The following is a 21,972-nucleotide window of genomic DNA, read 5'->3' on the forward strand; positions in this document are numbered from 1 at the left end:
TTTGGGCGAAACATTTGAGCCTACTGCGCGCAAATGGCATGAGAGATGTGCCAGCGTCGATTGCAGAACTCGGGCCAGGTAATACGCTTGGGGTAGGCATCTGTGCGTTACTCTCCGGCGCATCCTCGTACTACGCTCTCGACGTTGATCGATACAGCGAGGTTAACGAGAATCTCAGGCTTTTGGACGAGTTGGTTGAGCTTTTCATAAGTCGTGCTCCGATCAATATAGGAGGGTGGCCTGATTTCTCGAATTACCTAGACGCTGATCGTTTTCCGTCCGCCTTACCTCGCGATTTACTGAGCCGCACCATGACCCGTCCGCGCATCGCTAGCATACGCGACGCTTTGCGTGGGCGGCCAAGTGACATAATCGTCAGGTATATAGCTCCGTGGAACGATGAAGCTCTAATAGATAAGGGGAGTGTAGGTCTTATCCTCTCGCATTCGGTGCTAGAGCACGTCGCCGACGTCGACCACACGATGCGAGCTTGTGCTGCTTGGCTTCAGCCTGACGGTTGGGTATCACACCAAGTTGATTTCAGTTCTCACGACGTCACGAAAGAGTGGAACGGCCATTGGGAGTACCCGCAATGGGCTTGGCGGTTAGTGCTCGGCGGCCGACCGTACCTTATCAATCGGGTTCCCGCAGACGTCATGGTCGAATGCTTGCGCGCGCACGGCTTCCGCATCGAGATGGAGCTACATTTGAAACGGACCGATGGCCTTTCTCGCGAGCGCCTAGCCCGCCCATGGCAGACTAAGGCCGTGGATTCCGCATCGCTATACGTCCAGGCACGGCTTAGCGTATAGAGTTTCGCTTAGTCCCCGTGTCAGAACGCTCTCGCGAGGTGACCTGACCAGTATTTTGAACCGAGCCAATTGCGAGACTACTGCATGGTAGCGGCCATGGGTAGGCGGAAGGCGAGATCCGGGAAGCTGACGGGCGCGGGCGGCCGGACGCGGTTGTAAGTGGCTTGCCAAGGTCCGATCACAACCTGTGCCTCTTTGAGCGAGTAGAAGATCTCGTAGCGTAGGCGCTCGTCCTTCAGCTGCTCGCAGATGGCCGCTTCTTTGCACGCAACCGATGCTCAGCCCTGGGCTGTCTGCACCTCGATCTGGCGCAGCGTCAGCACTACCTGCGCGACACTCGGCCTCTGTCCTCGCCTCGTCTCCAGCTCCTCCGGTCCGGGCTGATCCTCGCAAGCAGCCCGGTCCAAAGGCCAGCCGCTCAGGTGAGCCGTAGACCGCCGAGCATTGAATTGCTTAGCTTCCTTGGTTAGGCGTCAGCGTTTGCTCCCTGGGGCTCGTATGCCCCCTCCAACGTCCCTTCCATGCACCCGACCGTTGCACACATTCTTCGCCGGAGAGGCATATCTCCATCCGACTTCCGTGCGGCGTGCCAGGAAGCGGTGCGCCTGCTTGGAGATCAGCCGAGCATCAGCGCCAGAATGCAACTCGCGGCTGCATTAGCGACCGTGCCGGGCGGCAAGCTGTGCGATGTCGGTGGCAGCACTTCCGCCTACCTCCTGGTAGCGCACGTGCTCGGCACACACGTTACGATCGTCGACACAATGCCTTACGTGGACGGAGGTCCCGGCGCGGTTCCGGGATTTGAAGCCGAGGTTCGGCGGCGCCTCACGCTCTTTGAAAAGCTAGGGCTAGCGGTTCGGCGGACCGACGTGTTCGAGACAGGCTTGCCGGCGGATCATTTCGACGTGGCAGTGGCGTTTGAGACGATTGAGCACTTCGCGCATTCGCCGAAGCCGGTGCTCGAGGCGATGGTGAAAAGCCTGCACCCCGGCGGCCGGCTTTGCCTGTCCACGCCGAATATCGCCCGCATCGAAATGCGCTTGCGCCTTCTTGCCGGTCGCACCGTCCACGAGCGGCTCGTGCCCTTCTTTCACGATGGCAACCCGTTTCTCGGCCACCATCGGGAGTATACGCTGAACGAGTTCGAAGCGCTGCCCGACCTGCTGGGGCTGAAAGCCGTTGCCGTGTTCGCGGCAAACGTCACCTATGAGAGTCGCAAGCGTAAGACGGCGGCACAGCACTTCTTGATTAATCTAGAAGAGCGCTATGGATTGGGTGATCTCTTGTTACCGCCAACTTGGCGGAAGCACGTCTGGCTTGAGGCTATGAAGCAACGTTGAATTGATGTCGTTGTTCGCCACGCAGGCCGCGGCAATATCGGACGCGCAATGCCGCGCTAACAAGACCGAGCTTAGAGCAATCGCGAATGCGCCTGCGTTCAAGGGCCGTCTACGATCATGCCCTTCTCGGGCGAAGCTGAGCAGATGACGGGTGTCGAGGTGATCGCGCGCGATGTTGCGGCAGGCCCGGCGATGATGCCATTGGTTCATGGACGGCGATCGAGCCCGGACAGATAGAAGGGCCTGGCAGCGCGACCTCTGGGATTTGGTCTGGACTGTCACTGCCATTGAGTGGCCCGTTCGGGCGGAGTGGTGTCATGGGCAGTTCGTCAAAGATGCCAGAGAGCGACCCTCCCCACCCCGCCGAGGGTTCGATGGCGTTCGGCCCCTACAGCTCGCCGCCTTGTTTCATGCACGAGCTCGATCCGAGTTTCGTCGGACTCCCCGGCGGCTCAGAGCAGGTGGCGAGCCCACCGTGACCTGCCGGCCCCCTCGATTGGCCGGCGATCAAGCAATGGCGGAAGGAAAAGCGTGCTCAGCTGATCGAGCGTCGGCTTCAGATCACACCCGCAGACCGCACGGATTGGAGCGCCCGCATCGACGAGGCACTGGCGGAGGTACTCTCCTCGGTCTCAGGCAAGCTCGTCGGGTTCTACTGGCCCTTCAAGGGCGAGTACGACGCGCGCGCTTCTCACCGGCCTGCGTACGGATGGGGTACGCCTCGCGCTGCCCGTGGTGGTCGCGAAGGCGCAGCCAATCCAGTTTCGTGAGTGGTGGCCAGGTGTGCGGATGACCCGTGGCGTGTGGAACATCCCGATTCCAGCTGAGGGCGAGCCACTTTTCCCCGACATCCTGCTCGCGCCGTTGGTGGGCTTCGACACTGCAGGCTTTCGTTTGGGATACGGCGGCGGCTTCTATGACCGGACCCTCGCGGCGATGCCATCCAAGCCGCAGGCGATCGGCGTCGGCTTTGAACTGTCGCGCCTGGACACCATCCATTCGCAACCGCAAGACATGCGGATGGATGTCATCGTCACCGAGCGTCATACGGCTCGCATCTCTGCGGGGTAGGCGAACGACCCGTTCAAGCTCGCCCATGCCCTGCTCGGACGGTAGCGTCCACGGACGAGGTGTAATTTCCGGGACCGTTTCGGTGGGGATTGGGGTGGCCATCGGGGCCGGCGGCTAAGGTGGAGTTTGCGGACTTCAACCTGAGCCGGGAGCACCCGATGACCGACGACAGAGTGGCACTGATCGAGGCGCTGCAGAAGGCTGACGACGGCAACTTCCTGCGCTCGTTGGCCGAGACGGTCCTGCAGATCCTGATGGAGGCCGACGTGGAGGGCCTGATCGGCGCCGGTCGCTACGAGCGCACGGGTGAGCGCAGCACGTACCGCAACGGCTATCGCGAACGCAGCCTCGACACGCGGCTTGGCTCGCTCAACCTGAAGATCCCCAAGCTGCGGACCGGCAGCTACTTCCCCGGCTTCCTGGAGCCGCGCCGCACGGTCGAGAAGGCGCTGGTCGCCGTGATCCAGGAGGCGTGGATCGCCGGCGTCTCGACCCGGCGCGTGGACGACTTGGTGCAGGCCATGGGCCTGTCGGGCATCTCCAAGTCCTCGGTGTCGAAGCTGTGCAAGGAGATCGACGAGCGCGTCGGAGCCTTCCTGACGCGTCCGCTCTCGGGTGCGTGGCCCTATCTCTGGCTCGATGCCACCTACCTGAAGGTGCGCGAGGGCGGTCGCATCGTCTCTGTCGCTGCCATAGTCGCCGTCGCGGTGGACACCGAAGGCCGGCGCGAGATCGTCGGCCTGCACATCGGTCCCTCCGAGGCCGAGGTGTTCTGGACAGACTTTCTGCGGAGCTTGGTCAAGCGCGGGCTCTCGGGCGTGCAGCTCGTCATCTCGGATGCCCACGAGGGGCTCAAGGCGGCCATCCGCCGGATGCTGAAGGCGACCTGGCAACGCTGCCGCGTTCATTGGACCCGGAACGCGCTGGCTTACGTGCCGCGCACCCAGCAGACCATGGTGGCTGCCGGCCTGCGCCACGCCTTCCAGCAGCCCGATCAGGACGCCGCCCGGGCCGCCCTTCAGCACCTGGGCGAGCAACTGCACAACCGCTGGCCGAAGCTGAAGGTCTTCATCGAGGCCACGTGCGAGGACGTGCTGGCCTACCTGACTTTCCCGCTCCAGCATCGGGCCAAGCTTCACAGCACGAACCCGCTGGAACGCCTCAACAAGGAGATCAAGCGGCGCGCCGATGTGGTCGGCATCTTCCCCAACACGGACTCGATCCAACGCCTGATCGGTGCGGTGCTTCTGGAGGCCAACGACGAGTGGCAGCTTCAGCACCGCTATATGCAGATCGAGGGCATGGCCGGGTTTGCTTCGGCGTTGATCGAGGAGAGCGTCACGACACTTCCACCACAGGCTGCCTGACCGATGGCGGCTCCAATTCCACCCCGAAAGTCCACCTCATTGACGGACGTAACCTGCTCGGACCTCGCCTGGAGCGCTGCACAGAGGCTGTGAACCGGGTGTCAGGGCGCTCGGCGCATGCCATTTTCGGCTCTCCCGACGACATGAAGTTCCGCTCGAGCATAACCTTGTTCGTACGCGCCGCGTCCGATGCTTCACCCTTTGAGACAGCGCTCGTGCGGTACTTCGGTGGGCAGGAGGATCCGCGCACGCTGGAAAAGCTGCAGCGATCCTGACGACGCGCTCCTCCGATCAGTCGAAAAAGGGGCCTACCATCACCCACTCGGTAACAATCCAGCGTGGTAACCTTCTGCAGGGGAAGGAAATTGCCATCGCCGCCGGAAGTGGGCCTGAGGGTTCGTCGAACTGCCGCAGCCGGCTCACAGACGCACGACGCCGCACAGCCATGACCACCCTGTACCTTCACCACGCTGCAGCCCTAAATCACTTGGCCGAGCCCGGTCACCCGGAGCGGGCAGATCGCATCCGGGTGATCGAGCGCAGCCTCGAGCAGGAACGCTTCACCGCGCTGGTCCGCGAGCAAGCGCCCTCAGCCCCTGTCGAGCCCATCCTCCGGGCCCATGAGGAGCGCTATGTCCAGATGGTGATTGAGGATCTGCGCCGAGGCGGACCACTTCGCGCAGACGTCGACACGCCTCTGTCGATGGGAACCCTCGAGGCAGTGCTTCGCAGCATCGGAGGCGCCCTGCAGGCCGTGGACGAGGTCATGACGGGCCGGGTGCAGAATGCCTTCTCGGCCATGCGGCCGCCCGGCCATCATGCCGAGCGGGCCAGAGCCACAGGCTTCTGTTTCTTCAACACCGTTGCCATAGCGGCGCGCCACGCTCAGGCCGTTCACGGAGCTGGGCGGATCGCGATCCTCGACTGGGATGCTCACCACGGCAATGGCACGCAGGACATCTTCTGGAACGACGCCGGCGTGCTCTACTGCTCCACCCACGAGATGCCGCTTTACCCCGGGACCGGAGCTGCGACGGAGCAAGGTGAGCACGGCACGATCCTGAACGTGCCGCTCGCCGCCGGCGACGACGGAGCGGTGTTCCGCGAGGCGCTCGACGCTGCCGTGCTTCCGCGGCTGGAGGCATATGGCCCCGACCTCATCCTGATCTCGGCTGGCTTCGATGCGCACTGGCGTGATCCGCTGGCCAATCTCAACCTGACCGAGCGCGATTTCGGTTGGGCGACGCGACAGCTGATGGAGATTGCGGCGCGGACCTGCGGTGGGCGCATCGTATCCATCCTCGAAGGCGGATACGACCTGATCGGCTTGTCCACGTCCGTGACAGCGCACGTTTCCGCGTTGATGGAGGGGTGATGGCGCGCTCGCAGAGGCCGCGCTTTCCAGTACAACGAACGGCGGTCTCGTCGTGATGGGATCGCGAGGGTTCTGTGTTGGCTTGGCCGAACGGCTGCGACGCACGCGCCTGCGCCGGAGCACTCAGCTTGCATCACGTCTTAGTCGCCGCGTCCCTCATGAGCAGCCATGACCTGCAATTTGGTGTGCGGTGCACCATATGATGGTAGTGCGGCGCCGATCTTCGTGAGCTGCCCGCGACACAGACATGAGTGCGATGAGTTTTATGTTTTCACCGGCTGCCCGAGCTGAGGCTAGGCTGGCCAGCCATAGGGTTGAGCAGCGCGGCGGCCGGTTCTGCATCGTGGCCGCTGTCACGGGGCAGGTGATCTACATACCACCGGACTTCCTGAAGGCGGCGATCATGGCCCACGCTGACCTGCAGCTTCTGGCTGAGGCACTCGCCCGCGGTGACCGGTACATCGATGCCGTGACGGCCTTTGAGGCTGATCGCTCTGACGAGCTTCGCGCCCGTCACGCCGTCTCGGCGGCACTTAGCCGGAGTGGACATGTCGGCTGAGTGGTCGGTGCTGAGTGCCAGTCGATGGGCCGAGAAAGCCACGCGACCGCGGTGCTTCGGCTAGGTAAGTACACCCTACCCGCCCGGACAAGCTGCGAGGCGGGTCGAAACCTCCGGCTGATGAACTTTAGGATTGCTGGCATTTGCAGGCCGGAGTGCGGGTGGCGTGGTAGTCTTGAAACCAGCCCGGCAGAAGCCGCATCACGGTTTTCGCGTCGGACAGACGAAGGTGAGGTTGGCATAATCGCGCTTGAGGGACTTCGCGATGCCGTTGTTCTGAGGAGAGCGCATTGGCATTAACCGCAACTGCAGGCCAAGTGCCAAGGCCGTTCAAGCGGTCTCTTTGGCAGTGTTGGCAGAGCCGTAGATCCGACTTGCTCAAGCCGGTTTGCGGAAGAGGTAGCTCTCGGAGCGTGAGGTCTGCGCGTCTCCGTGCTCGCTCCGCGGCAGCGGCTCTCGCACCGGGATCGGAACCGGCCTCCCCTCTCGCTTCTGTAGCAGGCGCTCGAGGCGCTCCTGCCAGCCACGGGACCGCTCAGAGTGCGAGAGCTCCAGGCCCTGCTTGGTCCAGAAAAGGTCCAGGATTATGAGAACGATTCACGGTCCGCCGATGCCGAGAAAGAACGCCATCGCCCTGCCCTCACGTGCAGCAGAATGCCCGAGCGTCAGTGGCGAAGGATAGAACCCGCCCCTTATACCAATCGGTGGTGATCATAACTGATAGGCCCAGTCACGCAGGCCGATGGACATGATCTTCCAAGGCTGGTCGATGAACCGGTTCCAGACCTGACAGCACTGCTCGACAATGTCCTCGTAGGACGAGAAGACGCGGTCGCCGAGCCAGTTGTCGCGCAGGAACTGCCAGACATTCTCGACCGGGTTGAGTTCCGGGGCGCAGGCTGGCAGCGGCAGCAGGGTGATGTTGGCGGGCACGACGAGGTCGTGGGCGACGTGCCAGCCCGCCCCATCGAGGATCAGCACGGCGTGGGCGCCTTCCTCGACGCTGCAGCTGATCTCCCTGAGGTGCTCGTTCATCGCCGCGGTATCGCATCTCGGCATGATGAGGCCGGCACCCTTGCCCTTCTCGGGACAGATCGCTCCGAAGATGTAGGCGTGGGCCGTACGTTGGTCCTTGGGCGCCGAGGGCCGGCTGCCGCGGCGCGCCCAGCGGCGGGGCAGCGTGTTCTTCTGGCCGACCCGAGCCTCGTCTGACCACCACACCTCGATGGCCGCGCCAGCCGGCAGCCGGGCTCGGATCGCCCTCACCTCGGCTGGCAAGTTTTTTTGAAGGCTGCCAGTGCGGCCGGGTCCTGCTCATGATGGCGCGGGCGTGCCGACAGCTTGCGGAAGCCGAGTTGTTTCACCGTGCGGCCCACCGTGCTCTCGTCCAGGCTCACGCCGAAGCTGGCGTAGATCCAGGCGGCGAGATCCTTCAGCCGCCAGCGCACCACGCCGTGTCGATCCGGGTCCGGCCCGCTCTCGACGATCTGCGCCAGCGCTTGACGCTGCGCATCGCTCAACTTGGCTGGGTTGCCCGGGGCCTTGCGGTTGATCAGCCCGGCCGGGCCAGCTGCGTTGAAGGCGAGCACCCAATCGCGCACCGTCTGCAACCCTACCACCCCGATCCGAGCCGCATCCGTGCGGCTGCCGCCCTCGTAGATCTCGGCCAGCGCCAGCAGCCGGCGGCTCTGGCCCGCGTCTCGGCTGGCCTTGGCCAGACGTCGAAGATCGTCGGCGTTGAAATCCTCACGCAGAGCAACCGCAGCGGACATGGCAAACCCTCCCGGTTTGCCTCATCGAACCAGATCCGCCGCCGATACGAAACCTCGTGAGTCGCTATCACCGTCGACCGGTATTATTCCTCAACGGTGCCGCGGCTTCAGTGGCGCGCTGAGGGCTCGATGTACGGGTTTTACCAACTGCGACACGCGAGCCTGCCGACACTGGTCCCAGGGTTTCATCTGGCGCTCTGCTGCAGCACGCCCGCCGGGAACACCTTGCAGCAAAATCAATGGCCTGCCACAGCTTCCCAAGCTGAATGTCGTCGGTTCGATCCCGATCGCCCGCTCCACCAAATTCTTTGGTCCCGCTCGCATTTCCGGATCGACAGCGGTCCAGGTGTCTGCCATCTACCCCGTCGTGTGCCTCAGCGTTCCTCTGGCCGGCTCAGGGGGCGCCCTTGACGCTGGGGAAGATATCGGCGCCGGTATTTTCTCGATTGCTGGATGGCAATGCGAGCGCAGACCGAATCGGGCGCGCGTCCTGCATTCATGTTCGCGACTTCAGGGGGACAGTTCTCGGTCGAAAGCTTGGATCTTCGGGAGGCCGCCCCTGATTAAGGTCGAGGCTCGCGGCTTTTCGCCCCGGATCAGTCTGAGAGCCTCTAACAAATCCGGTCGCGGCGCATCGAGAGGAGATGGCGCGACCACGCCCTCACCACGGCCTGCGGCCGAGATCGCACCGCTGCTGCCGCCTGAACCGGCCAAGCCCAAGGAGCGGTCGCCCTCGAACATCCGCCCGTGCGATGCTGACGGGCTTCCTGTTTCGGCTCACGCTCGGGCACGCCCTGGGAGTTGCTTCCGCGCGAGATGGGCTGCGGCTCAGGCATGACGGGCTGGCGGAGACTGCGCAACTGGCGGAAACCTGGGGTGTGGGGCCGCCTGCAGCAGGCGCTGCCTGACCGCCGTGAAGGGCATCCCCCTCGCTCTGAAGCTGACGGGTGACCACGTGCACGACAGCCGGATGCTGGAGACGGTCGCGGATGTCGTCCCGCCGATCCGCCAGTGCTGAGAACGGCCGCGCGAACACCCTGCCTGGCTGTACGCCGACAAGGCCCGCGATCACCGCCGCTGTCGTCGGGCTCTCACCCGCCGCCGCATCCAGCACCGCGTCGCCCGCTGCGGGATCGAGAGCAGTCAGGGTCTGGCCCGGCACAGGTGGATCGCAGAGCGGTCGCTGGTCTGGTTTGCCGAATTCGAGCGCCTCGCCATCCGCTACGAGCGGCGGCGCGATATCCCTCCCGCCTTCACGACACCGGCCGCAGCCCTCATCGCCTTCGTCTGATCGAATGGTAATTTTGTTACACATTCTGAGATGATTACAACTGGCTGAGATGATTACAACTGGAGAGCAGCCCTTGCGCGGGTAAACTGCTCGGCTTTGTGCTCTGACCGAGTTTCAGCCTTGTGAGAACAGCGTGAAGATTGGCTGTGCCGCCGATCGGGTCGATCGTCATGACGCGCTCTCACGCCTCGAACAGGCCATCGAACGACCGGAATCCTTTGATCTCGATCGGATTGCCGGATGGGTCGAGAAAGAACATCGTCCATTGCTCCCCCGGTTGACCTTCGAACCGCGCCATCGGCTTGAGGACGAATTGGAGATTCTTCGCATTCAGGCGCTCGGCCAAGGCTCGCCAGTCGTCGAGTTCCAGAGCAACGCCCAGATGAGGCATCGGAACCAGATGCTCGCCGACGTGACCGGTATTCTCGACCTTGAAGGGCTCACCCAGGTGCAGCGAGATTTCATGGCCGAAAAAATCGAAATCGACCCACGTCGAAGCACTCCGGCCCTCGCGGCAGCCGAGGACGTCACCATAGAACTCACGCGCCTCGTCGAGATTGCGGACATTGTAGGCTAGGTGGAAAAAGCTGCGCACCGCGCCAATCCTTTCTCTTCCGTGTCGCTCATTGCGACCACCAGCCCTGTTGGCCGCCACAGAAGGGAAGAATGAACTGGTTCCGAGCGTATTTGAAGCTGGGGCTCGATCTGCGTTCGACGCGCGTTTGCGAGGGTGGGGCTCAGCGGCAGATCGCCGTACGCGCTTCCTTCATTCCCGACAGGTCGCCAACCGCAGGAAGGTCAGGATGATGAGCGAATTGGCAGGTAAACGCGCCCTCGTGACGGGCGCCTCTCGCGGCATTGGTGCTGCCATCGCCTTGGCACTCACCGAGAAGGGCGCGGATGTCGCCGTCACCTACGAGCGCTCGGCCGAGCGCGCCGCCGAGGTCGTGCGCGCCATCGAAACGAAAGGCGGGCGAAGCTTCGCCATCCAGGCCGACAGCGCCGACGCGGCCGCCGTGAAGCGCTCGATCGAGGCCGCAATCGACGGGCTCGGCGGCCTCGACATCCTCGTCAACAACGCCGGCATCGCTCGGGGCGGTCCGCTGGCGGACATGAGCCTCGCCGACATCGACGCCATCCTCGACGTGAACGTCCGGTCTGTCGTGCTCGCCTCGCAGGCCGCCATCCCGCATCTGAAAGAGGGTGGTCGAATCATATCCATCGGCTCCTGCCTGGCCGAGCGCGTCGCGTCTCCGGGCATGACGGTCTACTCCATGTCGAAGTCCGCTCTGCTCGCCTTCACCCGCGGTCTGGCCCGCGAACTCGGGTCGCGCGGCATCACCGTGAACCTCGTTCATCCGGGGCCGACCGACACCGACATGAACCCGGCGACGGGCGATCAGGCGGAGGGCCAGCGCGCGACGATTGCGCTCGGCCATTACGGCAAGCCGGAGGACGTTGCCGCCGCGGTCGCTTTCCTGGCCAGTCCCGCCGCGGGGCAAATCACCGGTACCGGCATTGTGGTCGATGGCGGCGTGAATGCCTGAGGGCGCAGGTGCCGCGAGCTGACCTGCCCATCTGGTCAGTGGAACGGAGCTTCAGCCGGTCGCACATGGAGCCTCAACCAGGAGGTCTTCATGTCCGCTGCCGCCACGCCCTCCCTTCTCGTCGGCCTCTCCGCCGAACTCTCGGATCTCGTCGGCCGTGTTGCACCAAGCCTCGTCGCGGTCCGCTCGCCCCGCTCCCGGGCGAGCGGCTTCACATGGCAGCCCCATCTGATCGTCACCGCAGAGGAGGCGCTAGCCGACGATGGCGAGATCAGCGTCGACCTGCCTGACGGCTCGACCGCGGCGGCAGCCATCGTCGGACGCGATCCCTCGACGGACATCGCGCTCCTGCGCGTCGAGGCCGCCCTTCAGCCGGCGACGCTGTCGGCGCCCGCCCTCGCAGCCGGCGGCCTCGTGGTTGCCGTTGGGAGCGCCCAGGGCCAGCCGCTCGCCGCGCTCGGTACGGTCGCGCAGTCTGGACCAGCTTGGCGGTCGCTGCGCGGCGGCAGCATCGATGCGCGGATCGAACTCGGCCTGACGCTGCGACGCGAAGCCGAAGGCGGTCTCGTCGTTGACGCAAACGGCCATGCCTTCGGGATGGTGGTCTTCGGACCGAGTCGACGCGTGCTCGTCATACCGACCGGCACGATCGAGCGTGTCGCGGCCATGCTGCGGATCGATGGTCGGATCGCACGCGGCTATCTCGGTCTGGGCTTGCACCCGATTTCGTTGCCCGATGGCGGGACCGGTGTGATGATCATGAGCGTCGCCGCGGATGGTCCGGGCGCGGCGGCCGGCTTGCTGCAGGGCGACGTCATCACGGGCTGGAACGGAAGGTCGATCGAGACCCTCAGGGCCGTGCAGCAAGACCTTGGGTCCGACAGCATCGGCAGGACTGTCGCGCTGTCGCTGCGGCGTGCCGGAGCCGATCTGCAGGTAACGCTCACCGTCGCGGAGCGACCTTCACCGTGACCGGACCGGATCTGCCCCGTCCGATCGTCGTCGCGCTCGCCGTGCCGGATCCAGCGCTGGCCGACCGCCTCGCTGCCCTGCTGGCGGATCTGCCGGGGCTGCGCCTTGCGGGCGCCGGTGAACAGGCCGACGTCTCTGTGGTCCCGGTCGAGCCAGAGGCCGGCCCGCGCCCGGGTGCTGAGCTCACGCCGCGAGAGCTGGAGGTGCTGGCGCTCCTGGCCGAAGGCGCCTCGAACAAAGCCATCGCGCGTCAGCTCTGCATCTCGGTGCACACGGCCAAGTTTCACGTCGGTGCTCTGCTCGACAAGCTCGACGCGGACGGGCGGACCGGAGCGGTCGCACATGCGGCCCGGCTCGGCGTCATTCATCTCTAGGAACGGACCGTGCGGGTGGTGACGGACCAGCTTGCGGACCGCCGCCGATCCGAGCTCCCGCTCGATGCCTACTCGCGCGTTGTCGCGGAGGCTGCGGACCGCGTCGGCCCCGCCGAAATTCAGGTCGAGAACCGCGTTGGCCCGCGAGGCGGCTTCGGCTCGGGCATGATCCTGGCTGGCGATGGGCTCATCCTCACCAACAGCCACGTCGTCTCAGCGGCTCGCCGCGTCCGTATCACTCTCTCGGATGGCACCGAAGCCGAGGCTGAGGTCATCGGGGACGATCCCGATACGGATCTGGCGCTGCTGCGGGCGGGGCTGCCACCAGGCACCAAGGCGGCCTCCCTCGGCGATTCGAAGTCTTTGCGCCGCGGCCACCTCGTCGTTGCGATCGGCAATCCGCTCGGCTTCGAGTCCACCGTCACGGCCGGAGTCGTCTCGGCGCTCGGCCGCTCCCTTCGCGGACGCAACGGCCGACTGATCGATGACGTGATCCAGACGGATGCGGCGGTGAACCCTGGCAGTTCCGGCGGACCGCTCGTGTCTCCCTCCGGCGAAGTGGTTGGCGTCAACACAGCTATGGTCGGGCGTGCGCAGGGCCTGTGTTTTGCCGTCCCCAGCAACACGGCGCGGTTCGTGCTCGCGGCGTTTCTGCACCACGGTCGGGTGCGCCGAGCCCATCTCGGTATTGTGGCTCAGACCATCCCGCTGCCACGCAGCCTAGCGGTCGCGATTGGGGCGGAGCCTTGGGCCGTGCGGATCGGCGAAGTTGAACTGGGCGGCTCGGCTCCGGCCGGCGGGTTGCGCGCCGGCGACGTCATCGTGGGCCTGTACGGCCATGCCGTAGGCGGGGCCGACGTGCTCATCCGCCTGCTTGACGCCGAAACTTGGCCATTACAGCGCATCCGCTAAAGTTGGCCAAATACAGTCAAGCTGGGAATATCCGACTGAATGGCCATGTGCGTCGCGACACAGATTTGCTCCGACAGTCGGTGCACACATCCCACCTACCGGGGGGTGGGAGGTGGTCATGCAGATCATCAATCGCCTACACATTGATAGCGCCGTCCTGGCGGGTCTCGCAGCAGCGCTTCTCCTCGTCATTGTCTCAGTCAGCGTTTCCGGAGCCAAAAGCCTATACGCCGCTGAGAACCGCGAGATCGATCACGCCGTCCGGCATATCGGCATGACGCTGTGACTGGATCTCCGAGGCTCAGGTCCGTGCTCCGCGGCTCCAAATCGCGATCACCTGCAGACCCGACGCTCGACCTTCCGCACCCGTACGGTCGGAAACCTCCCCGCTCATGCAAACCAGCATCATGGTAATGATGGTGCTGACCGGCGGTCGCGCCGAAGGCACCGGCTACGCGCGATCGCCTACTTGCGTTTGACCGAGCGCATCAACACGACGCTGCTCGTCACATAACGCTCGAACATCGGATGCTCAGCGCATCCGCACTGGCGCGGAGCAACCTCCGTGAAGACGATCGACGAGTTCGACGAGCAACCGCTCGGGCCGAGCTTCGGCATCGAGGTCGTGCGCGAAGTTTGGGCGGTCGGCGACACGATCCGCGTCGAGAACGCGGCACTCCTCTTCCAAGGCCACTACGAGCGCGTGGGTGCCGATCTCGTGATCAGCGACGCGACGCACCGGCTCCGCATCCACGATTACTTCACCGTGGAGAAGCGCCCGGCGCTCGTCGCGCCGAACGGTGCATCGCTGCGAGACGACGTGATTGTGGCCCTCAGCCGCTCGATCGCGACCGAGCTGCATGCTCAGAACGGGCAAAGCCCTGTCTCGGACGCCACGCCCATCATCGGACGCGTTCAGACCGTCACCGGCAGCGCCACGATCGTCCGCAACGGCATCTCAGTGGACGCTCATGCGGGCGATCTCGTCTACAAGGGCGACATCGTCCAGACCGATCGCGCCTCCGCGCTCGCCATCGCATTCCTCGATGGCACCCTGTTCAGTCTCTCCGCCAGCGCCCGGATGATCCTGAACGACATGGTCTACAAGGCCGATGGGGTCGCCAACTCCACCCTGTTCAATCTCGTGCAGGGCTCGATCTCCTTCGTGGCCGGCCAGGTCGCCAAGACCGGAGACATGAAGGTCGGCACGCCCGTGGCGGTCATGGGCATCCGGGGCACCGCGGTCCAGGTACAGATCGACGCCGACAATGGCGCCACGCGCTTCTCCTTGATGACAGAGCCCGACGGCCATACGGGACGCTTCGACGTCTACGATCGCGACGATTCGACCCGACTGCTCTTTACGGTCTCGGATTCCGGGCAGGCGTTCCTGGTGCAGCCGACCGGTCCGCAACAGGTCAAAATCGACCAGCTCGCAAAGACCCCCTTCGACCTTCAGACCGAGGCGGGCATCGTCCAAACGATCTTCAAGACACTGGCCGATGTGCCGCGCCTGCCAGTGCCCCAGGGACCGGCGAGGGGCGGCCCGGGATCCGGTACCGAGCCGAACATCCTGCAGCCTGACGCCGGCCCTCAAGAAGGACCTCGGCCGGGCGGTACCCCATCAGATCCGCGCGAGGTAGCGCCTACTGACAGGGCGCCGGATCGGGGCGACCGACCGGATGGCATCGTAATCCCGCATGCGGACAGGAATACCGAGCACCCGCAGGGCTCCGGCGAGGAGACCCCGCATCTCGTACTCGCATCACAGAACGTTGCCGTCCTGCAGGACAGCGCACTCGTTGCCGCGAACGCGGGACAGGGTGTGCTCGCCCCGTCTGCCGGCGCAGGCGCGCAAGGCCTTCGGATCGTGGCCGCTCGTGTGGGACCCGATACCGCCTCCGATGGTGTCGCGCTCGCCGATGGAACGGTCGTGCTCGCGGGGCGCTATGGCACGCTGATCCTTCATCAGGATGGAACCTATCTTTACCGTGCTGACCAAGCGGCGGCTCTCGCTGAGGGCCAGCACGGGACCGACACTTTCAGTTTCCAAGTTCAGGACGACGCGGGCACCTCGGCCACAGCGACGCTCACGGTTGATGTGACCGGCGTGAACGACATGCCAGTGCTGGCGGCCAACAATGCGGGGAGCCATGTCGCGACCGAGATCTCGGGCGTGCCAGCCGGCAGCAGCACGACGGCCGCCAGAACCACGCTCAGCTTCACTGACGTGGATCTCTCCGACACGCACACCGTGGCTTATGCGGCAGAGCCTGCGACTTGGTCGGGTGGCCCGGCGATCCCGGCTGAATTGATCTCCGCTTTGTCCCGCGCCCTGACGCTAACCGAGAACGACGCGACCGGCACCGGCACCGGCTCGGTGACAGCCAGCTTCTCGCTCGCCGACAAGTGGACCGCCTTTCTGTCTGCAGGTGAGACGCTGACGGCGACGTACACCGTCACCGTCACGGACAATCACGGGGCCGCCTCGACCCAGCCCGTCACTTTTACGATCGCCGGCGTGAACGACGTGCCCGTGCTGGCAGCCGACACCGCAGCAAGCCATGCCGGGACCGGCGTCGCTGGCAGCGGCACGCGAGCCGACGCAACGCTCGGCTTCACCGATGCGGATCTCAACGATACGCACGCGATATCGGGCTCGTTAAACGCCGCGGTGTGGTCGGTGGGCTCCGCGGTTCTCGCCGACACGGTCTCGGCTCTTTCCCGCGCCCTGACGCTGACCGGGAGCGACGCGACCGGCACCGGCGCCGGCTCGGTGACCGCGAGCTTCGGGCTCGCCGACAAGCTGACCGCCTTTCTCGCCGAGGGTGAGACGTTGACGGCGACGTACACCGTCACCGTCACGGACAATCACGGGGCCGCCTCGAGCCAGCCCGTTACCTTCGCAGTCGCCGGCGTGAACGATGCGCCGGTGCTGGCAGCCGATTCGGCGGGGAGCCACACCGTAACAAGGGTCACTGACGGAACCGGCTGCACCGCAATCGATCTGGTGAACGCGATGCTGGGCTTTGCGGACGCGGACCTTTCAGACACGCACACGGTGCAGCTGGGGTCGGCAGGCGCGATTTGGTCAGCAGGACCTCTGACCTGCTTGCCGGTCGCCGAAGCGAACGCTCTAACCGACGCGCTCAACCACGCCTTGAGCTTCACGCTGACGGACTCGGTCGGTGCAGGCTCCGGCTCGGTGGACCTTACCTTTTCGGCCCCCGAGGAGGTCTTTGAATTTCTGGGAGCGTGCGACTCCCTGACGGTCACCTACGAGGTCACGGTCACGGACGATCATGGGGCCGCCTCGACCCAGCCCGTCACCTTCACGGTCGCCGGCTCGAATGAAGCTCTGCTGCGTCCGACCGCCAAGCCGGCGGGGGCAGCCAATGTGCTGCCGTCGGCCGACATGGCGCTGAGCGACGCGGCCCATCAAACTGCGAATGGCAACGTGGCCACCGACGGGGCGGAGGTTGCGACGGCTGATCACAGGGTGCGCTCCGTTGGCGCTTCCGGACTGTCCGCGAATCCTGAGGAGACACTTCACTCCGACGACGCGGCCCCCCTCACGGCATCCGACTTAGGCGACGCCACGGACCCGCAGCCGAGCGGGGTAGTTTTGGACGCCGTCAGCCGCTCGATCGTCTTCAGCGCCTTAGCGCACGAGGAACCTGCGGTCGGACATGTGGCACACGACGCCTTCGGTTCAACGAGCTGCCCCACGGGGTCGGTCGAAGCTCACTTCGCACGGAGTGATGACGCGGTCGGCAAGGCGCCATCCGCTGGCGAATGCGGCCATGCCGTCGCGGCTCCAGCGAGCGACTGCATCATGCCGATGATCAGCGAAGCGGGCCATGCCACCTTTGTTTTCACAGACAGAGGCGCGCGGGCAGGACATATCCACGCGGTCGTGGACGTCGATGCTGCGCAAAACGGGATTGGCTGTGCCCATTCGGGCGGCGCTCAGGGTGAGCCCATCGTCGTCGGCCTCGCGGCGGCGCCGCCCCACGATTACGATCTGTCGGCCGATGAGAGCATTGGCGCCACGATGATGCACCTCAATCCGAACGCCGCACTGCAGGGCTTCGTCAAGGCCAGCTGGCTCGACCACCTCGTGGACCAATGTCTGTCTGGCGTGGCTGACTTGGCTTGATCTGCCTGAAACGGCTCACCGACTCAGCCGGCACCGCCAAGCGTTGCAATGTGCGAGGTTGTCCTCGCCATCGCCCTTCGCGAGTACATGTCCGATGTCCTGACGGCTCGGAAAGGAGTGCCGTGGGACGAGCTTCCGAACCGCGAGGTGGACAGCGGACACGCTGACGTTCCAGACCCATTTGAAGCATCGCGCACGAAGGCAGCCGCAGAGACGGCACAGGATGCTCTCGGCGTTCGAGAGGTGAAAACAAAAGCGCCGGTCGGCCAGATCAATCCGCATCGTGTTCGCCTACCCAGGCCGGCCCTCCAGGCTTCGTTTTAGGCGAAGGCTGCCCTTGTAACTTCCGCATTGTGCTTCGTGAGTAAGGCTCCGCATCATGGCTCAGGCATCCGCAGTGATGGAGCGCGCCATGAGTGTCTCCGAAACCCTCTTGAGTATCGTGGCCTTCCGCCTTGCGGTCCTGGTCGCGTTGGTCGCCACCGCCCAGGCGCTGCCGACCCGCTCGCACGACGCCGACCCTGTCCCGCGTGGGACCGGGGCTGTGACCCTGGCAGCGGCGTGCGTGCCCGCGGCCCACAGCGTCGAGGACGATGTGCGCATCCACGACATGCTGAGGCACGACTGACGGCGCCCGCCCCGGTTATGAGAACCCAGCCGTTTTAACGATCTTGTTCAAGCGCGTGTTCGGCAGGTCGCCGTTGGCGCACCTGAGCTGCGCAGCAGACACGGAGGCGCCGCGACAAGCTAGACTCCGAGATTGTGCTCAGCTTGTTCGGCGTGCACACGGCGCTGAACCGACCGGACTCCGAATACCTCGATCTCCATGCCTTTTTCTCTCGCACCGCTGCCGCTTGCCGTTGCGGCCTTCGCCTTCTTCCTCGCCGGCTTCGTCAAAGGTGTGGTCGGGCTCGGACTGCCACCCGTCGCCATGGGGCTGCTCACCCTGGTCATGATGCCCAGCCAGGCCGCCGCGCTCCTCGTCGTGCCGGCCTTCGTCACCAATGTCTGGCAGCTCGCGGCCGGGCCGCGGTTCGGAGCGATCGTGAGCCGGCTTTGGCCGATGCTGGCAGCGAGCGTGGTCGGAACCCTTGGCGCAGCCGCCTACCTGCACGGCTCGTTCGGTGGCCAGGCCATCGTCGCCCTGGGCTTCGCTCTGATCGCGTCCGCCGTTCTCGGGCTTGCTGCCCCCCGCCTCGTCGTACCACCGGGCGCCGAGCGTTGGCTGGCCCCCCTGGCCGGCGCGGCCACAGGGCTCGTGACCGCCGCCACCGGAGTGTCCTCGATCCCGGCCGCGCCGTTCCTGGGAGCTCTCGGCTTCAACCGAGAGGATCTCATCCAGGCGCTCGGGCTGTCGTTCACGGTGTCCACCATCGCGCTCGCCGTCGCCCTGACCATGGGAGGGGTCCTGGGCGTCGGCACCGCCGGGCTTTCGGTCCTGGCGCTCGTGCCCGCACTCCTCGGCATGAGGCTCGGCGGCTGGGTGCGCGGTCGGGTCAGCGAGTCGGTCTTCCGGCGCTGCTTTTTCCTAGGGCTTCTGGGGCTTGGGCTTCATCTCGCCTCGCGGGCCCTGATCTGATTGAAACGATTGCCTTCGGTTCCGGCAGGATGTGCGCCTACAAAGGGATTGAGCTTCGAAGTAGATGAGCGGTTCCCCGCCACCGTCGGCCGTCCGACTCGCGCCCATCTAGCTACCCTGGCGTCTCGACGGCATCTTCGAAACGACATCCTTCGGAACGGTAGTCAGGGTGGGAGACGCTGCATCCCGATGAAACCGACAAACGCCCGAAGCGGCGCTGGAAGGTAACGGCGGCCGGGATAATACAGGAACGGGCCAGAAAACCGCTGCCACCACGGCTCCAGCACTGGCTCCAATGCACCGCTGTCGAGGTAAGGCTGGAGCCAGTCTTCGAACAGGGTGATGATGCCGACGCCCGCAACTGCTGCGTCGACCGCAAGATCGGTGGCGGTGCCGACGCGCACGATCAGCGGTCCGCTGGGATCGATGCGCACGATATCCCCGTCCCGCGCAAATTCCCAAGCCGTCATCGCGCCACTTGCGAAACGGCCGCGGATACAGGCGTGATCGAGCAGATCGCGCGGATGCTCAGGCCGACCGCGACGATCGAGGTAGGCCGGCGAGGCAACCGTGGCGAAGCGCTGCTCCCGCGGGCCGATCGGGACTGCGATCATATCTTGCTCCAGCCGCTCGTCGTAGCGGATGCCGGCATCGCAGCCTGCAGCCAGCACATCGACGAAGCTGTCCTCGGCGATCACGTCGAGGCGGATGTCAGGGTAAGCCGCCAGGAAAGGCGGAACGATCCTGGGCAGAATCAGCCGGGCTGCGCTGACCGGCACGTTGAGCCGGAGCGTGCCGGCCGGACGGTCGCGATAGCCGTTGATTACGTCGAGCGCTGCCTCGACCTCACTCAAGGCCGGCGTCAAGCGCTCCAAGAGACGCATGCCTGCCTCGGTAGGGGCGACGCTGCGCGTGGTGCGATTCAGCAGCCGGACACCGAGCCTCGTCTCCAGCCTCCGGACGGCCTCACTCAGACCGGATGCACTCATGCCGCTGGCGCGAGCGCCGTCGCGGAAGCCGCCTGCCTCCGCGACGGCGACGAACGCGGCAAGGTCTCCGAGATTAGCATCCATTGTTCGCCCTGTCGCACAACCTGTGCCGATTGAGACGTATTATCGCGCAATGCGCCAGCGTCTAGATTCACGAGCGGCAACCAGGAGAGATACATGAATGACGTGAGCAGGGCCGGAACCTACGCCTTGGGCGATCGTACAGTGAAGCGCCTGGGCTATGGCGCGATGCAGCTGGCCGGACCGCATGTGTTCGGTCCACCGAAGGACCGAACGTGCGCCATAAACGTCCTGCGCGAAGCGGTCGCGAGCGGCGTCAACCACATCGACACGAGCGACTTCTACGGGCCTCACGTCACCAACCAGCTCATCAAAGAGGCGCTTCATCCCTATCCGGACGATCTCGTCATCGTCACCAAGATCGGTGCGAAAAGGGGGGCGGACGCATCATGGAACCCAGCCTTCTCGCCCGAGGAACTTACACGCGCAATTGAAGACAACCTGCATAATCTCGGCGTCGACGTCCTCGACGTCGTCAACCTGCGCATCATGTTCGACGTGCATGGTCCTGCCGAAGGCTTCATTGAGGAGCCGCTCGCGGTCTTGGCAAACCTCCAGCGTCGGGGGCTCGTGCGCCATATCGGGCTCAGCAACGTGACGGCTTCACAGGTCGCCGAGGGTCGATCCATCGCCGACATCGTCTGCGTGCAGAACGCGTACAATCTCGCTCATCGGGTTGATGAGGCACTCGTCGATGAACTCGCAGCGGCCGGTACGGCCTACGTGCCGTTCTTTCCGCTCGGCGGCTTCAAGCCACTCCAGTCGACCACACTCTTTCGCGTCGCCGAGCGACTTGGCGCAACACCGATGCAAGTGGCGCTCGCCTGGCTTCTTCGCCGCGCGCCCAACATCCTGCTGATCCCGGGCACGTCATCGGTCGAGCACCTGCGCGAGAACTTGGCCGCAGCGGCCCTGATGTTGCCGGACGACGTAATGGCTGAGCTGGATCAGCTTGCGACGGCTTCCGCGGAAAGCTGAGGCGCAGACTGGTAGCCTGCGCCGCGACCCGTGCGTCCACGACGACATCGAACCACGGCGAGGAGCTGGTTTGGTGGGAGACTTGGCAGTTGGCGGGGCCGGCGCAGCGGCTTCCAGTGCCGCCGTCGGTAGCGAGCGGATGAGGCTCCCGCGGAGCGGACCCACTGTCGATGCGGGAGAAGGCCAAGCGTCTCGGCTGCCAGACGAAATCGACGGCATGGGTTTGAAACACCTACGCCGGTTTGCGGAAGAGGTAGCATTCTGATCGCGAAAGCTGCTCGTCGCTTTGGTCGCCCTGCAGCGGCTGTCGCACAGGGATCGGAACCGGCCGCCCCTCTCGTTTTTGCAGAAGCCGCTCCAACCGCTCTTGCCATCCGTCGAACTGCTCAGAGGGCGAGTGTTCCAAGCTCTGCTTGGTCCAGAAGAGGTCTAGGATCATGAGGACGATCCAAGGTCCACCGATGCCAAGAAAGAACGCCATCGCCCTGTCCTCACGTGCAGCAATGCCTGAGCGCCAGTGAGGAAGGATAGAACCCGCTCGTGATCTCTCAACGGGGCCGCGGCTACGGCGGCGCCGTGAGGGCTCGATGTTCGGTTTTGCCACCGCTGACACGAGCCGTCTCGCGCTGATGGGCGAAGGTCGCCACGCGCTCTACGGCAGCATGATCGACGGGAAAACTTTCCAGAAAAATCAATGACATGCCACGGACACCCAATCTGAATGCCGTCGGTTCGATCCCGATCGCCCGCTCCAGAACAAGCCGTTCCAGTGAATGGCCGGTGCGGCCTCTCCC

The 21,972-nt window shown here is 64.8% G+C and carries 19 protein-coding genes and 4 pseudogenes; 16 read left to right on the forward strand and 7 right to left on the reverse strand.

Going from position 1 to position 21,972, the window contains the following annotated elements; translation table 11 throughout:
* Positions 1–311 precede the first annotated feature (311 nt).
* Entirely contained in the window at positions 312–812 is a 501-nt protein-coding gene (locus DK389_RS35455) for a methyltransferase domain-containing protein (RefSeq protein ID WP_418292096.1), read from the forward strand.
* Between the two features lie 77 nt (positions 813–889).
* Here the strand turns inward: DK389_RS35455 and DK389_RS03205 are convergent.
* Positions 890–1,072: pseudogene (locus DK389_RS03205) on the reverse strand (IS3 family transposase); the annotation flags it as partial.
* A gap of 339 nt (positions 1,073–1,411) precedes the next feature.
* On the opposite strand from DK389_RS03205, the gene DK389_RS03210 reads away from it, so the two are divergent.
* The 5 genes and pseudogenes from DK389_RS03210 to DK389_RS03230 all read left to right on the forward strand — a co-directional run bounded on the left by DK389_RS03210 (position 1,412) and on the right by DK389_RS03230 (position 5,965).
* Complete coding sequence (locus tag DK389_RS03210) at positions 1,412–2,152, forward strand: class I SAM-dependent methyltransferase (RefSeq protein ID WP_162560469.1); 741 nt, start codon at positions 1,412–1,414, stop codon at positions 2,150–2,152.
* A gap of 335 nt (positions 2,153–2,487) precedes the next feature.
* A pseudogene (locus DK389_RS35460) lies at positions 2,488–3,223 on the forward strand (5-formyltetrahydrofolate cyclo-ligase).
* 158 nt (positions 3,224–3,381) lie between these two features.
* Positions 3,382–4,590, forward strand: coding sequence for an IS256 family transposase (locus tag DK389_RS03220; RefSeq protein WP_109890153.1), 1,209 nt, complete (start codon positions 3,382–3,384; stop codon positions 4,588–4,590).
* Positions 4,488–4,865: a DUF1810 family protein gene (locus DK389_RS35465; RefSeq protein WP_109895964.1), complete on the forward strand. Its 378-nt coding sequence runs from the start codon at positions 4,488–4,490 to the stop codon at positions 4,863–4,865. The genes DK389_RS03220 and DK389_RS35465 overlap by 103 nt, the downstream gene beginning before the upstream one ends.
* Before the next feature lie 170 nt (positions 4,866–5,035).
* The gene (locus DK389_RS03230) at positions 5,036–5,965 is read left to right on the forward strand and encodes a histone deacetylase family protein (RefSeq protein ID WP_109887415.1); all 930 of its coding nucleotides are present in this window, start codon (positions 5,036–5,038) and stop codon (positions 5,963–5,965) included.
* Between the two features lie 271 nt (positions 5,966–6,236).
* On the opposite strand, the gene DK389_RS31960 is transcribed toward DK389_RS03230, so the two are convergent.
* The 3 genes and pseudogenes from DK389_RS31960 to DK389_RS03240 form a co-directional block, all read right to left on the reverse strand.
* Positions 6,237–6,482, reverse strand: coding sequence for a hypothetical protein (locus tag DK389_RS31960; protein WP_162560470.1), 246 nt, complete (start codon positions 6,480–6,482; stop codon positions 6,237–6,239).
* A gap of 155 nt (positions 6,483–6,637) precedes the next feature.
* Positions 6,638–6,887 (reverse strand): annotated as a pseudogene (locus DK389_RS33815) (IS3 family transposase); the annotation flags it as partial.
* Positions 6,888–7,235: 348 nt separating this feature from the next.
* Positions 7,236–8,296, reverse strand: a protein-coding gene (locus DK389_RS03240) for an IS630 family transposase (RefSeq protein WP_109887384.1) whose coding sequence is annotated in 2 segments (ribosomal slippage) — positions 7,236–7,810 and positions 7,810–8,296 — 1,062 coding nt in all. Because the reading frame shifts where the segments join, the coding sequence is not laid out codon by codon here.
* A 644-nt stretch (positions 8,297–8,940) separates the two neighbouring features.
* On the opposite strand from DK389_RS03240, the pseudogene DK389_RS03245 reads away from it, so the two are divergent.
* Positions 8,941–9,587 (forward strand): annotated as a pseudogene (locus DK389_RS03245) (transposase).
* A 181-nt stretch (positions 9,588–9,768) separates the two neighbouring features.
* Here the strand turns inward: DK389_RS03245 and DK389_RS03250 are convergent.
* A complete protein-coding gene (locus DK389_RS03250; RefSeq protein WP_109887417.1) occupies positions 9,769–10,182 on the reverse strand; it encodes a VOC family protein in 414 nt (137 codons plus the stop codon).
* 211 nt (positions 10,183–10,393) lie between these two features.
* Here DK389_RS03250 and DK389_RS03255 point away from each other — a divergent pair, with 211 nt between their 5' ends.
* The 8 genes from DK389_RS03255 (at position 10,394) to DK389_RS03285 (ending at position 19,130) form a co-directional block, all read left to right on the forward strand.
* The gene (locus tag DK389_RS03255) at positions 10,394–11,134 is read left to right on the forward strand and encodes a 3-oxoacyl-ACP reductase family protein (RefSeq protein WP_109895966.1); all 741 of its coding nucleotides are present in this window, start codon (positions 10,394–10,396) and stop codon (positions 11,132–11,134) included.
* 90 nt (positions 11,135–11,224) lie between these two features.
* Positions 11,225–12,106, forward strand: coding sequence for a S1C family serine protease (locus tag DK389_RS03260; RefSeq protein ID WP_109887418.1), 882 nt, complete (start codon positions 11,225–11,227; stop codon positions 12,104–12,106).
* Positions 12,103–12,480, forward strand: coding sequence for a response regulator transcription factor (locus DK389_RS03265; protein ID WP_236960567.1), 378 nt, complete (start codon positions 12,103–12,105; stop codon positions 12,478–12,480). The genes DK389_RS03260 and DK389_RS03265 overlap by 4 nt, the downstream gene beginning before the upstream one ends.
* Before the next feature lie 9 nt (positions 12,481–12,489).
* Positions 12,490–13,392 (forward strand): S1C family serine protease, encoded by a 903-nt coding sequence (locus DK389_RS03270; RefSeq protein ID WP_236960569.1) that lies wholly within the window; start codon positions 12,490–12,492, stop codon positions 13,390–13,392.
* Between the two features lie 118 nt (positions 13,393–13,510).
* Positions 13,511–13,678 carry a hypothetical protein gene (locus tag DK389_RS31965; protein WP_162560471.1) on the forward strand — a complete coding sequence of 56 codons (168 nt, stop codon included), beginning with the start codon at positions 13,511–13,513 and terminating at the stop codon, positions 13,676–13,678.
* Positions 13,679–13,957: 279 nt separating this feature from the next.
* Positions 13,958–17,551, forward strand: coding sequence for a VCBS domain-containing protein (locus DK389_RS03275; protein ID WP_109887420.1), 3,594 nt, complete (start codon positions 13,958–13,960; stop codon positions 17,549–17,551).
* Positions 17,552–17,963: 412 nt separating this feature from the next.
* On the forward strand, positions 17,964–18,179 hold the full coding sequence (locus tag DK389_RS03280) for a hypothetical protein (protein WP_109887421.1): 216 nt from the start codon (positions 17,964–17,966) through the stop codon (positions 18,177–18,179).
* Between the two features lie 198 nt (positions 18,180–18,377).
* Positions 18,378–19,130 (forward strand): sulfite exporter TauE/SafE family protein, encoded by a 753-nt coding sequence (locus DK389_RS03285; protein WP_109887422.1) that lies wholly within the window; start codon positions 18,378–18,380, stop codon positions 19,128–19,130.
* A 164-nt stretch (positions 19,131–19,294) separates the two neighbouring features.
* Here DK389_RS03285 and DK389_RS03290 read toward each other — a convergent pair whose 3' ends face one another.
* Complete coding sequence (locus DK389_RS03290; RefSeq protein ID WP_109887423.1) at positions 19,295–20,203, reverse strand: LysR family transcriptional regulator; 909 nt, start codon at positions 20,201–20,203, stop codon at positions 19,295–19,297.
* 93 nt (positions 20,204–20,296) lie between these two features.
* Between DK389_RS03290 and DK389_RS03295 the strand changes: the two genes are divergently transcribed.
* Positions 20,297–21,178 carry an aldo/keto reductase family oxidoreductase gene (locus tag DK389_RS03295; protein WP_109887424.1) on the forward strand — a complete coding sequence of 294 codons (882 nt, stop codon included), beginning with the start codon at positions 20,297–20,299 and terminating at the stop codon, positions 21,176–21,178.
* A 232-nt stretch (positions 21,179–21,410) separates the two neighbouring features.
* Here DK389_RS03295 and DK389_RS03300 read toward each other — a convergent pair whose 3' ends face one another.
* Positions 21,411–21,659, reverse strand: a complete 249-nt coding sequence (locus tag DK389_RS03300; RefSeq protein WP_109887425.1) for a hypothetical protein — start codon at positions 21,657–21,659, stop codon at positions 21,411–21,413.
* Between the last annotated feature and the right edge of the window lie 313 nt (positions 21,660–21,972).

The sequence above is a fragment of the Methylobacterium durans genome (genome assembly GCF_003173715.1).
GTDB classification, from domain to species: Bacteria; Pseudomonadota; Alphaproteobacteria; order Rhizobiales; family Beijerinckiaceae; genus Methylobacterium; species Methylobacterium durans.

Excerpts from the sequence above, each read along its gene's own strand:
- DK389_RS03260 (WP_109887418.1), top strand. The coding sequence starts at position 11,225 with ATGTCCGCTGCCGCCACGCCCTCCCTTCTCGTCGGCCTCTCCGCCGAA.
- DK389_RS03220 (WP_109890153.1), top strand. The coding sequence starts at position 3,382 with ATGACCGACGACAGAGTGGCACTGATCGAGGCGCTGCAGAAGGCTGAC.
- DK389_RS03285 (WP_109887422.1), top strand. The coding sequence starts at position 18,378 with ATGCCTTTTTCTCTCGCACCGCTGCCGCTTGCCGTTGCGGCCTTCGCC.
- DK389_RS03300 (WP_109887425.1), bottom strand. The coding sequence starts at position 21,659 with ATGGCGTTCTTTCTTGGCATCGGTGGACCTTGGATCGTCCTCATGATC.
- DK389_RS31965 (WP_162560471.1), top strand. The coding sequence starts at position 13,511 with ATGCAGATCATCAATCGCCTACACATTGATAGCGCCGTCCTGGCGGGT.
- DK389_RS03230 (WP_109887415.1), top strand. The coding sequence starts at position 5,036 with ATGACCACCCTGTACCTTCACCACGCTGCAGCCCTAAATCACTTGGCC.
- DK389_RS35455 (WP_418292096.1), top strand. The coding sequence starts at position 312 with ATGACCCGTCCGCGCATCGCTAGCATACGCGACGCTTTGCGTGGGCGG.
- DK389_RS03295 (WP_109887424.1), top strand. The coding sequence starts at position 20,297 with ATGAATGACGTGAGCAGGGCCGGAACCTACGCCTTGGGCGATCGTACA.
- DK389_RS03280 (WP_109887421.1), top strand. The coding sequence starts at position 17,964 with ATGAGTGTCTCCGAAACCCTCTTGAGTATCGTGGCCTTCCGCCTTGCG.
- DK389_RS03255 (WP_109895966.1), top strand. The coding sequence starts at position 10,394 with ATGAGCGAATTGGCAGGTAAACGCGCCCTCGTGACGGGCGCCTCTCGC.
- DK389_RS03290 (WP_109887423.1), bottom strand. The coding sequence starts at position 20,203 with ATGGATGCTAATCTCGGAGACCTTGCCGCGTTCGTCGCCGTCGCGGAG.